Here is a 13,547-nt window from a genome sequence, read left to right as displayed (position 1 = left end):
ATCGACGGAGTCGACTAGCCGTTGCCCGGTCATGCGCACCTGCACCTATCCATCCATCCCGACCGCCGCGCGCCGCTGCTGCGGCTGCCCGGCGTTGCCGATCATCTCGTTCAGGGCGACGATCGTCGCACCGGCGCCGTCGCCGGGCGCGGCCACCGCCACCGCCGACTCGGTGAACACATGGCTCACCTCGTCCTCGCCGCCGTCGTCCGGCACCATCACCAGCGTCGCGCCGGCAATTCCGGTCGCGACGATCTCCAGCACACCGGCCACCGAATCCGGCCGCCCCGCTGCCCTCGTCCGTGATTCGAAGCCGAGCCCGGTCCGCTGGGCGACCCGCTCGGCGGCCCCGGCCAGCTCGTCGTAGCTCAACGTGCGGCCACCGCCGACGAAGGCGACATCGTCACCGCGCAGGGCGCGGGTCCGATGGGCGTAGCCGATCGGGCGCGGGGACTCCGCGGCCAGCTCCGCCTTCAGCGCGGGGTCGGCCAGGTCGTACCAGTCCAGGCCGTCGGGCGCGTCGAGGATATCGATCGTCAGGCCCAGCTTCACCTCGAGCCGGTCGGGCAGCTCGGCGTCCATCGCCACCAGCGGTACCACCGCGGCGCCGGCCTTGAGCACCGCCCAGGTGGCGATCGCCGCGTTCACCCCGCGATCGAGCCGCACCGCCACACCGGTGCCGGGTCCGGCGCCGCGGGCGATCAGCGAGCGCGCCAATTGGGAAGAGCGGGCATCGAATTGGTGGTAGGCGAGCTCGGCATCGCCCAGATCGATGGCGGGGGCCTCCGGGTCCTCCTCCACCGCGGAGGCCAGTTCCTGCGCCAGCGCGGCGCCGTTGGCCGACGGTGCGGGGGCATAGGCGGCCGCGGTCAGTTCGCGTTCGCGTTCCCCGGCGTCACGCAGATCGATGTCACCGATGCGGACCCTGGGATCGGCGGCGACCGCGGTGACGATCTCGGTGAGGCCGCGCGCGAACGCCGCGACGGTGTGCTCGTCGAACAGGTCGGTGGCGTAGGTGAAGACGATGCCGAGCACGTCGGGTTCGCCCGTCTCGGTCAGCCGCGGCTCCACATTGACCTGCAGGTCGAACTTGGCGGGCCGGGCCGCCAGGTCGAGCGCCTCGATGGTGAGCCCGGGCAGCCGCAGCACCGGCGCCTCGGTGTTGTGGAAGGACAGCACCACCTGGAACAGCGGGTTGTGCGAGACGGTGCCGGTGGGCGCCACCTCCTCGACGATCCGTTCGAACGGCAGGTCGGCATTGGCGAACGCGGCCAGGTCGACCTCGCGGGCCGTGCTGACCAGCTCGTCGAAGCCGCGCAGCGGCGAGACCTGGGTGCGCAGGGTCAGCGTGTTGACGAACATGCCGACCAGATCGTCGAGCTCGGGTTCGCCGCGGCCCGCGATCGGAGTGCCGATCGCGATGTCGGTGCTACCGGAGACACGGGACAGCAGCACGGCCAGTGCCGCGTGCACGACCATGAACAGCGACGCGTTGTGGCTGCGCGCGATCTCGGCCAGCCGGGCGTGCACGTCGGCGGGCAGCGTGGTGCTCACATCGGCGCCGCGCAGCGAGGCGTGCGGGGGGCGCGGGTGGTCGTGCGGCAGTTCGACGGTGCCCCACTGCCCGGCGAGCGTGTGCCGCCAGAAATCGAGTTGCCGTGCGGCGGTGGAGTTCTCGTCGGTCTCCTCGCCCAGCACCTCGCGCTGCCAGAGCGCGTAGTCGGCGTACTGCACCGGCAGCGGCGCCCAGCTCGGCGAGCGGCCTTCGACCCTGGCCCGGTAGGCGATCACCAGGTCGCGGGCCAGCGGCGCCAGCGAGGCGCCGTCGGCGATGATGTGCTGCACCACCACGGCGAGCACGTGCTCTTCCTCGGCCAGCGGATCGTCGGTCGGGACCGTGAACAGCCCGGCCCGCAACGGAATTCGCTCCGTGACATCGAAACCGCCTGCGAGCAGCCACATCACGCGATCGCGCGGGTCGTCGCACTCCTCGATCGGCAGGCCGGTCGGCAGGACCGCGCTGACCGGCAGGATCTCCTGGTACGGCGCCCCGTCCGGGCCCGCGGGGAACCGGGTGCGCAGCGCTTCGTGCCGTTCCAGCACGTCGGCGACCGCGTAGCGCAGCGCCGAGGTGTCCAGTGCGCCGCGCAGGCGCAGCGCCAGCGGGATGTTGTAGGCCGGGGAATCCGGGTCGATCCGGTTGAGCAGCCACATCCGCTGCTGGGCGGGCGAGAGCGGGATGACGCCCCGATCCTGCGCCGGAATCAGCGGCGGACGCGGTGCGGCGACCGCGCCGGGCCGCACCCGGGCGGCCAGCGTGGCGACGGTCGGCGCCTCGAACAGGTCGCGGACCACCAGATCGGTGCCGAGCGCCTGGTCGATGCGGGCGATGGCCCTCGTGGCCAGCAGCGAGTTGCCGCCGCGGTCGAAGAAGTCGTCGTCGAGGCCGACTTCGGGCACCCCGAGCAGCGTCGCGAAGACCTCGGCGACGCTCAGTTCGATCGGGGTGGTCGGCGCCCGGAAAGCGGTGGCCGCGGTGAACTCGGGCGCGGGCAGCGCGGCCCGGTCGAGCTTGCCGTTGGCGGTCAGCGGCAGGCTCGCGATCACCACGACCGCGTCGGGAACCATGTAGCCGGTGAGGAATTCGGCGACCTCGGCGCGCACGGCGACCGGGTCCAGTGCCGCGCCGTCGACCGGGACGACATAGCCGATCAGCCGGTCGCCCGCGTGCTCGTCGGCGCGGACGACGACGGCGGCCTGGCCGACGCCGGGCACCCCGAGCAGCGCGGCCTCGATCTCACCCGGCTCGATCCGGAACCCGCGCAGCTGCACCTGCTGGTCACCGCGACCGCCGTATTCCAGGGCGGGCGTGCCGCGGAAACCGATCCAGCGGCCGAGGTCACCGGAGCGGTACCGGCGGGAGCCGGGCGGGCCGAACGGGTCGGCGACGAAGCGGGTCGCGGTGAGACCCGGCTTGCCGAGGTAGCCGCGGGAGAGCTGACCGCCCGCGATGTAGAGCTCACCGGCGACACCGAACGGCACCGGCCGCAGCCGGTCGTCGAGCACGGCCACCGACAGGCCGGGCAGCGCGCGTCCGATCAGGCTGCTCGGCAGTTCGGCGGCGCCCGCGTCCATCGTCAGATGCGAGACGTGCACCGTGGTCTCGGTGATGCCGTACATGTTCACCAGTTGCGGTGCGGCGGCATCGGTTCCGTAGCGCGCGTACCAGCGGTTGAGCTTGCGCGGATCGAGGGCCTCGCCGCCGAAGACGATGTAGCGCAGCGGCAGCGGCGTCGCGCCCGCGGCCTGGGCGGCCCGGTCGGCCTCGTCGAGCTGGGCGAACGCGGTGGGGGTCTGGCTCAGCACGGTCACCTGTTCGCGGGCGAGCAGCTCCCTGAACTGGATCGGCGAGCGCGAGGTGACATGGTCGACCACGACCACCGACGCACCGCCCGCGAGCGCGCACCACAGTTCCCAGATGGAGAAGTCGAAGGCGAAGGAGTGGAACACCGTCCACACGTCGTCGGGGTCGAAGTGGAACAGCAGCTGGGTGTTGGCGAACAGCTCGAGCACATTGCGGTGACTGACGCCGACGCCCTTGGGCAGGCCGGTGGACCCGGAGGTGTAGATGACGTAGGCCAGGTGGTCCGGGCGCAGCGTCGCGCGCCGCTCGGCCGGGCGCAGCGGCTCGTTCGAGTAGCCGAGATCCTCGTCGAGCAGCACCACCGGCAGCTCGGCGGGCACCAGCGCGCGCTCATACGACGTCGTCAGCAGCACAGTGGGTTTCGCGTCGGCGAGGACGTATTCCAGGCGCTGCGCGGGATATCCGGAGTCGATCGGCAGGTAACCTGCGCCGGAAAGCAGCACGGCCAGCAGCGCGACCGGCAGTTCCTCGGTGCGCGGAACGGCAACGGCCACCAGGGTTTCCGGGCCCGCGCCGTAGGCGATCAGCGTGCGGGCCAGCGCCGAGGCACGACCGAGCAGGTCGGCGAAGGTGAGCGAGCGCTCCCCCGCCCGCACCGCGATCGCGTCCGGCCGCTGCTGCGCCTGCGCGCAGATCAGGTCGGCCAGCGTGACCTCCGGGACCGCGATGCCCGGCGAATCACCTTCACGCAGAACGAGTTCCCGCTCACCGGGGGCGAACACATCGATATCGCCGACCGGCACCGACGGATCGGCCACCACCGCGGCCAGCACCCGGGTCCAGCGGTCGGCGAAATCGGCGACGGTGGCGTGCTCGAACAGGTCGGTGGCGTAGACGAACGACGCGGCCATGCCCTGCGGAGCACCGTCGGCGCCGATCTGCTCGGCCAGCTCCACCTGCAGGTCGAACTTCGCCAGCGGCACCGCGAAATCGGCGGCGGACACGGCAAGACCGGGCAGCGCCAGATCGTTGCGGGCCAGGTTCTGGAAGGTCAGCATCACCTGGAACAGCGGATGCCGCGCGGTCGAGCGCACCGGCTCCAGCAGTTCGACGAGGCGCTCGAACGGCACGTCGGCGTGGCCGAAGGCCGCGAGGTCACCCGCCCTGACATCGCGGAGCAGGTCGATGAAGTTCGCCGCCGGGTCGACCTCGGTGCGCAGCACGAGGGTGTTGACGAACATGCCGATCAGATCGTCGAGCGCCTGCTCGCCGCGACCGGCGACCGGGGTGCCGACCGCGATGTCGCGGGTGCCGGACAGCCTGGCCAGCAGCAGCGCCAGCGCGGTGTGCACGACCATGAACAGCGTCGCGTTGTGCTCGCGGGCCAGCGCGGCCAGCCCGCCGTGCACGGAGGCGGGCACCTGGATGCTCAGCGTGCCGCCCGCCCGGCTGGCGACGGCGGGACGCGGCCGGTCGGTGGGAAGTTCCAGCTGTTCGGGCAGGCCGGACAGGGTCCGGCGCCAGAACGCGACCTGCGCGGCCAGCAGCGACTGCGGATCGTTCTCGTCGCCGAGCAGCTCGCGCTGCCACAGCGTGTAGTCGACGTACTGCACCGGCAGCGGCGGCCATTGCGGCGCGTCGCCGCCACGGCGTTCGGCGTAGGCGGTCAGCAGGTCCCTGGTCAGCGGCGCGAAGGAGAAACCGTCGGCGGCGATGTGGTGCACCACGCACACCACGACGTGCTCGACCTCCGACAGTTCGAGCACCCGGACGCGCACCGGCGGGGCCGCGGTCACGTCGAAGCCGGTCAGCGCGGCGGCGGCGATGGCCTCGCCCAGCTCGGCCTCGGTCACCTCGACGACGTCGAACTCCGGCGCCGCGACCGGATCGCCGGGGGCGAGTACCACCTGGTGGCCTTCACCGTCGAGCACGAGGCCGGACTGCTCGACGCCATCCGACACCGGGTAGACGGTGCGCAGGACCTCATGCCGGGTGACCAGGTCGGCGACGGCCGCGCGCAGGGCGGGCACGTCGAGCCGGCCGGACAGGCGCACCGCGACGGGGATGTTGTCGACCGCCGAGGCCGGATCGAAGCGGTTGAGGAACCACATTCGCTGCTGGGCGTACGACAGCGGGACCAGCTCGGGTCGCGGCCGCGGGGTCAGGGCGAGCGAATGTGCCGAAACGCGCTGCTGCTCGGCCTTGTTCGCCAGGGCGGCGACGGTCGGCGCCTCGAAGACGGCCTGGACCGGGACCCGCACGTCGAGCGCGGCGCCGATCCGGGCGACGGCCTGCGCGGCGAGCAGCGAGTCGCCACCCAGTTCGAAGAAGTCGTCGTCGGCGCCGACCCGGCCGGAACCGTCGCGCAGCAACAGCGCGGCGAACACGTCGGCGACGACCTGTTCGGCCGGGGTGGCCGGGGCGCGGAACCCGCGCGCGGTGAACACCGGCGTCGGCAGCGCGGCCCGATCGAGCTTGCCCACCGAGGTCAGCGGCAGTGCGTCGAGCACCATGATGACGGCCGGAATCATGTACGCGGGAAGCGATCCGGACAGGAATTCCGCCAGCGCTCCGGTATCGACCGTGCGCCCGACCCGGGGCAGCACATAGGACACCAGCGCGGTCGCGCCCGAGGGCATGGTCTTGCCGACGGTGACCGCGTAATCGAGGTCGGGGTGCGCGGTGAGCGCGTTGTCGATCTCGCCGAGCTCGATCCGGAAACCGCGCACCTTGACCTGGAAGTCGGTGCGGCCCAGGTATTCCAGCGACCCGTCGGTCTCGAGCCTGCGCACCAGGTCACCGGTGCGGTAGAGCCTGCCGGTACCGAAGGGTGAGGCGACGAAGCGCTCGGCGGTGAGCCCCGGCCTGCCCAGATACCCCTGTGCCAGTGCGGGACCGGACAGGTAGAGCTCGCCGACGACCCCCGCCGGCACCGGCCGCAACCGGGCGTCGAGGACATACAGGCCCATACCGGGCACCGCGCTGCCGATGGTGATCGGCGCGCGCACGTGCAGCGGCCCGGTGCTGGTGGCGAGGATGGTCGCCTCGGTCGGTCCGTAGCCGTTGTAGAAGGCGCGGCCGTTGGTGGCCCAGCGGCCGACCAGTTCCGGACCGAACCGGTCACCCGCGACGACGACCGTGCGCAGATCGGGCAGACCCGCCGGGTCGACCGACTCGAGCGCGCCCGGCGTGATCAGCAGATGCGTGATGCGTTCGCGGCGCAGCAGATCCGAGAGTTCGAAACCGCCGAAGATCCGCGGCGGCGAGATGACCAGGGTCGCGCCGGTCGCGAAGGCCAGCAACAGTTCCAGTACCGACACGTCGAAGTTCGGCGAGCAAACGTGCAGCACCCGCGATTCCGGTTCGACGCCGTAGTGTTCGCGCTCGGCGGCGACCAGTGCGGCGAGTCCGGCGTTGGTGACGACGACGCCCTTGGGCTTGCCGGTGGAGCCGGAGGTGTAGATGACATAGGCGGGATGGCGTTCGTCGATCTGCCTGACCCGGTCGGCGTAGCTCACCGCGTGCGCGGGCCGCACGGCGATGCGCTCGGCGACCACCGGATCGTCGAGTTCGATCCAGTAGAGACCGGTGCCGAGGGTGGCCCGATGCGTCGCGGTGGTCAGGCCGAGCACCGCGCCGGAGTCGGCGGCGATGTGGGCGATCCGGTCGCTCGGGTAGGCCGGGTCGACCGGCACGTAGGCGGCGCCCGCCTTGGCGACGGCCCAGACCGCGAGAACGGACTCGATGGACCGCGCGATCGCGATCGCGACGACATCGCCCGCACCGACGCCACGGTCGATGAGTTCACGTGCCAGGCGTGAGGATTCCTCGTCGAGTTGCCGGTAGGTGAGCTCGCGCTCCCCGCCCGGCATCCCGGTCGGGTTGTAGCGGACAGCTATCGACTCGGCCGCGGATTCGACCGCGGCCGTGAGCAATTGTCCGAACAGCGGTGTGCCGGCAGTACGTCGACGACCGGCACGGCCCGTGCGGCGGGGGGTTTCCACAGACCAATACACCTCTCGCGTCCGGCAGCCGGGTCGGACACAGCATAGTCATACCTAACCACTGTCGCCGACCCTCGCCGAGGTGTGCGCCACGACACACCGAACTCTCAGCAACAGAATCGTAAACTGCCGCGAGCCTGTTACGTGGAGCTATCGATTTAACGGCCGGAAACGGCGGTGACCTGCGCTGTTACCGGACCGACTGTGGCCGCGGCCACCGGACCGAGCATCTGTTGATGACTGGCGTCGACCGGATGATCGGCGATGACCCCGCTGATGTACGGCCGCCACCGGGAGGCGCCACCCGGGGCGTTCCCGGTCGTCCGCAGCGCGGTGAAGTAGGTGAGATCACCCACGAATCGGGCCGGCGTCAGCTGGGTGACCAATCCGATCGTGTGCAACGCGCCGCGGTACATGCCGACGAATCGCGGCAGCGAGATCGGCGTCGACCCGGCCAGCGCCGCGTGCAGCGCGGCCAGGGCGTCGTCGCCCAGTGCGGACAACCGGTCGGCGGCGGGCAGCTGCTGATCGGGGATGCCGAGCTCACGGAAGGCATCGCGCAACTCGGCGCCGAAATGGGCCAGATCGGCGCCGGGCAGGCTGTCCAGCATGGTCAGCGAGGCTACGGTCTCCCCCGCGGCCTGGAGCCTGGTCGCCACGGCCTGCGCGAGGACGCCGCCAAGGGACCAGCCGAGCAGGTGATACGGCCCCTGCGGCTGGGCGGCCCTGATCTCGGCGAGATAGCGGTCGATCAGGTCGTCCACGGTGGCGGGCCGGAAGTCCGGATCGGTCAACGCGGGCGACTGGATGCCGATGATCGGGCGGTCCTCGGGCAGGTGCGGGGCCAGGCCCGCGTAGGCCCAGGCCAGACCGGCGACCGGGTGGAGGCAGAACAGGGGCTCCCCGCCGCCACGGCGCAGGGGCAGGGTCACCGCGAGTGCCGCGTCGAGGTCGCCGCCGAGGCCCGCCGGACCGGCCGCGAGCCGGTCGGCCAGCCCCGCCACGGTCGGGTCGGCGAAGAAGGCGGCCACGGTGAGCTCGGTACCGGTGCGCTCGCGCAGCCGGTGCACCACCCGGGTGGCCAGCAGCGAGTTGCCGCCGAGGGAGAAGAAGTCGTCGTCGAGGCCGGGGCGTTCGACACCGAGCACCTCGGTGAACACCTCGGCCACGGCGATCGCGTTCTCGCCCACCGGCTCCCGGTACCGGCGCGGTTCGAGCACCGGTTCCGGGAGCGCGGCGCGGTCGAGTTTGCCGTTCGCGTTCAGCGGCAGCCGGTCGAGGACGACGAAGGCCGCGGGCACCATGTACGACGGGAGCACCTGCGCCACGGCGGCTTTCGCTGCCGTCGCGGTCAGCTCGGTATCCGGTGCGGGCACCACGTAGGCGACCAGCCGGTCACCGAGCTGCGGATCGGACTTGGCGAGCACCGCGGCCGTGGCGACCTGCGGTGCGGCCAGCAGCGCGGCCTCGATCTCGCCGAGCTCGATGCGGAAGCCGCGGATCTTCACCTGGAAGTCGGTACGGCCGCGGTATTCCAGCTCGCCGTCGGCGGTCCACGCTACGAGGTCGCCGGTGCGGTACATCCTGGCTCCGGCGGCACCATGGCGCGGCGGAGTCGGCCGGTCGGGCATCCGGCCATCGGTTCCGGCGAACGGGTCGGCTACGAACCGGTCGGCGGTGAGGTCGGGGCGGCCGAAATAGCCGCGGGCCAGCTGGGCGCCTGCGAGGTACAGCTCGCCCGACACGCCCACCGGGACCGGGCGCAGGCGCGCGTCGAGGACGTAGACGCGGCTGTTCCACTCCGGGGCGCCGATCGGGACCGTCGTGCGGTCGGCGGTGGTCACGCGGTGGTCGGTGATCGAGACGGCGGCCTCGGTCGGGCCGTACAGGTTGTGCAGCGCGGCGGAATTCGCGGCGAGGAAGCGTTGCGCGGTCGCGGCGGGCAGCGCCTCGCCGATCGCCAGCACCCGGCGCAGCGCCGTCGGCAGCGTGCCACCGGATTCGGTGAGCAGGGCGTCGAGCATCGAGGGGACGACGTGCAGGGTCGTCACCGCGCGTTCGGCCATGACACCGAGCAGGTACGCCGGATCACGGTGCCCGTCGGGCGCGGCGATCACCAGCGTGCCGCCGCACACGGCGGCGGACCAGAACTCCCAGACCGACAGATCGAACGTGGCTGCCGTCTTGAGGAGAACCGAATCGTCCCGGCTGAGGTCGAAAGCCGCTGTCTTCCACAGCAGCTGGTTGACGATCGCGCCGTGCGAGACGGCGACACCCTTCGGCTTGCCCGTCGATCCCGACGTGAAGATCACATACGCCGTGTTCTCCGGTCGCAGCACACCACGCCGCTCGTTCGCCGCGATCGGCGCGCCCGACAATGCGGACAGGTCGAGCGTGTCGAGGACGATCAGCGGCGCCGAACCTGGTGCGGATTCCGCCCGTGCGATGGCTGGTTCGCCGACCGGGGCGGTATCGACACCGGCCACCGGTGCCGCACCGGATGTGAATCCCGCACGCGCGGTGGCTGGTTCGCCGGTGTGGATGGCGGCTACGCCTGCCGTCGAGGATGCAGATTGGATGAATCCCGATCCCGCCGTGGTCAATACACAGACAGGGGCGGCGGTGTCGAGCACGTGCCCGATCCGGTCGGCGGGTTGTGACGGGTCGATCGGCACGTACGCGGCACCGGCCTGGGCTACCGCGTACATGGCGACGACGAGCTCGGTGGATCGGTGGATCGCCAGTGCGACACGGTCTTCCACGCCGACGCCCTGCGCGATCAGGTGCCGTGCGAGGCGATGTACGCGGTCGGCGAAGTCGCGGTAGGTCAGCTGTGTGCCGTCGTGGTCGACCAGCGCGACGCCGTCGGGGTGCCCGGCGGCGGTCTCGGCGAACAGCGAGGCCAGTGTCGCGGGCGGGCACGGATGCCCGGTGGCGTTCCAGCCGTGCAGGATTCGCTCGCGCTCGGCGGCGGAGAGTAGTTCCAGCTCGTCGACAGGACGCTGCGGCGTAGCGGCGACCGCGGCCAGCACCCGAGCGAAACGGTCGGCGTAATCGCGGGCGGTCGATTCGTCGAAAAGGTCGGTGGCGTAGGTGAAGATACCACTGATGCCCTGGGCGACGCCGTCGGCGTCGTAGGTGTCGGCGACGACCGCGTGCAGGTCGAACTGCGAGACCGCCAAGTCCACGTCGACGCCCTCGACCGCGAGTTCACCGAGTTCGAGGCCGGTGCGGGTGAGGTTCTGGAAGGACAGGCCGACCTGGAACAGGGGATGCCGCGCGGTCGAGCGGGCGGGGTTGATCGCCTCGACGAGGCGTTCGAACGGCAGGTCGGCGTTGGCGAAGACCTGCAGGTCGGTGTCGCGCTGGCGGGCGAGCAGGTCGGTGAACGGTTCGCCCGGCCGCAGGGTGGTGCGGAAGACCAGGGTGTTGACGAACATGCCGATCAGGTCGTCGAGGGCGGCCTCGCCGCGGCCCGCGATGGGCGTACCGATCGCGAGATCGCCGGTGCCTGCCAGCCGGGCCAGCGTCACCGCCAGCGCGGTGTGCACCACCATGAACAGGGTGGCGCCCTGGGCGCGGGCCAGGGCCAGCAGCGCGCGGTGGGTGTCGGCGTCGATCTCGATCGGCACCCGGCCGCCCGCGAAGGACTGCACGACGGGGCGCGGGCGGTCGGCGGGCAGGTCGAGCTGATCGGGCAGGCCCGCCAGCGCCTGACGCCAGTAGGCCAGCTGGGCCGAGGCCAGCGAGGCCGGGTCGTCCTCGCTGCCGAGCAGCGCCCGCTGCCACAGCGCGTAGTCGGCGTACTGCACGGCCAACGGCGCCAAGGCCGGTGCGGAGCCCGCCGAGCGTGCCGCGTAGGCGAGCATGAGATCCCTGGTCAGCGGGGTCAGCGAGGAACCGTCACCGGCGATGTGGTGCACGACGACGGCCAGCACCGACTCGTCGGGGCCGAGTTCGAACAGCGCGACCCGCAAGGGCACCTGACCGCGCACATCGAACCCGGACGAACCGAGCGCGTGCATGGCCGCGCCCAGTTCCGCGGCGGCGATCCGGCGCACCTCGAGCTGGGGCGTCGCCGCCGATTCCGGCAGCACCTGCTGGATCGGCCCGTCGTCGGTCTCGGGGTAGATGGTGCGCAGGGTCTCGTGCCGGGCGACGAGGTCGCCCACGGCCGCCCGCAGCGCCTCCACGTCGATCGCGCCGCTCAGCCGCACCGCCATCGGGATGTTGTAGGCGACCGAGTCCGGATCGAACTGGTTGAGGAACCACATCCGCTGCTGAGCCAGCGACAGCGGAATCCGCTCCGGCCGCTCCCCCGCGACCAGCGCGGGACGCGCACCGGCGCCGGCGGATTCGGCGAGTCGCCGCGCCAGCGCCTCCACCGTCGGCGCCTCGAACAGCAGGCGGACCGGGAAGTCGGTGTCGAGCGCGGCGCCGAGGCGGGCGGCGATCTGGGTGGCGAGCAGCGAGTTGCCGCCGAGGGCGAAGAAGTCGTCGTCGAGACCGAGCTGGGTGTCCGCGTCGAGGTCGAGGACCTGGGCGAAGGTGCCCGCGACGATCTGCTCCACCGGTGTCGCGGGCGCCCGGAATTCGGCGTGCTCGAGCACCGGCGCGGGCAGCGCCCGCCGGTCCAGCTTGCCGACCGGGGTCAGCGGGATGGTGTCGAGCTCCATCAGCACCGTCGGCACCATGTGCGCGGGCAGGCTGCGCTCGGCGAACGCGGTGAGCCCGGCGTTGTCGACACTCGCGCCGGGCGCGGCGTGCACGTAGGACACCAGAATCGTCGCGCCGTTGTCGAGTTCGTACCCGACGGTGGCGGCGAAGTCCAGGCTTTCGTGTGCCGAGAGCACCGCGTCGATCTCGCCGAGTTCGATCCGGAAACCGCGGATCTTCACCTGGAAGTCGTTGCGGCCCACGTATTCCAGCGCGCCGTCGGCGGTCCAGCGGACCAGGTCGCCGGTGCGGTAGAGCCGGGAACCGGCCGGGTCGAACGGATTCGAGACGAACCGGGACGCCGTGAGGCCGGGCCGCGCGTGATAGCCGCGGGTCAGCTGGGCGCCGGTGATGTAGAGCTCGCCGGTGACACCGGGCGGGACGGGGCCGAGCCGGTCGTCGAGGACGTACTCGGCGACACCACGCAGCGGCCCGCCGATGGTCAGCGGGTCGCCGGGCTTCAGCGGCACACTGATATTGGTGACGATGGTGGTCTCGGTGGGCCCGTAGACATTGTGGAACTCACGCAAGGTTCCGTCGGCGAGCGGAATCGACCAGCGCCGCAACAGGTCCGGCGGACACGCCTCGCCGCCGACGGCCACCACCCGGAAGTCGTCGAGTCCGGCCGGGTCGATCGAGGCCAGCGCGGCGGGGGTGATGAAGGCGTGGGTCACCCGTTCCCGGCGCAGCAGCGCGGCCAGATCGTCGCCGCCGTAGACGCTCGGGTCGACGATCACCATGGTCGCGCCCGCGCCGACCGCGAGCAGCAGCTCCAGCAGCGACGCGTCGAACGACGGCGAGGCGAAATGCAGGGTGCGCGAGATGGATTCGACGCCGTAGTGCAGGCGCTGCTCCTCGCAGAACCCGGCCAGCCCGGCCTGGGTCACCGCGACGCCCTTGGGCAGACCGGTAGAGCCGGAGGTGTAGATGACGTAGGCCAGGTCCTCGGCACGGATCTGACGCACCCGGTCGGCATTGGTGACGGGATCGCCCGCGACCTCGTCGAGCCGGGGCACGATCGCGTCGTCGTCGAGGGCGAGCCAATCCACCTCGGCGGGCAGCCGGTCCGCGACCGCGGCGACGGTCAGTCCGAACACCGCCCCGGAGTCGGTGACCATGTGCGCCACGCGATCCGGCGGATAGTTCGGGTCGACCGGCACGAAACCGGCGCCGGTCTTGGCGACCGCCCACACCGCGAGCACAGACTCGATCGACCGCGGGATACCGATGGCGACCAGGTCGCCCGCGCCGATACCGCGGTCGATCAGCAACCGCGCGATCCGGCTTGAACGCTCGTCGAGCTCGGCGTAGCTCAGACTGCCGAGGGTGTGCCCGGCATCGGCGAGCACCACGGCGATACCGTCGGGATTGATCTCCACGGCGGTGGCCAGCAGCTGCGGCAGCGCGGTCACCCTGGCGCGTCGGGTCCGCACCGGGCGCGTCCGTACAGGTCTAGTCATCGC

At 71.7% G+C, this 13,547-nt stretch carries 2 protein-coding genes; both read right to left on the bottom strand.

Features of this window, described 5'->3' with window-relative positions; all coding sequences use genetic code 11:
* Positions 1 to 45: 45 nt before the first annotated feature.
* Positions 46 to 7,368, bottom strand: coding sequence for an amino acid adenylation domain-containing protein (locus ACWF9G_RS00325; protein WP_452512523.1), 7,323 nt, complete (start codon positions 7,366 to 7,368; stop codon positions 46 to 48).
* Between the two features lie 158 nt (positions 7,369 to 7,526).
* Entirely contained in the window at positions 7,527 to 13,517 is a 5,991-nt protein-coding gene (locus ACWF9G_RS00320) for an amino acid adenylation domain-containing protein (RefSeq protein WP_452512930.1), read from the bottom strand.
* Between the last annotated feature and the right edge of the window lie 30 nt (positions 13,518 to 13,547).

The sequence above is a fragment of the Nocardia sp. NPDC055029 genome, from assembly GCF_053608525.1.
Note: the sequence above shows the minus strand (reverse complement) of the source record. Positions and strands in the feature narration are given on the sequence as shown.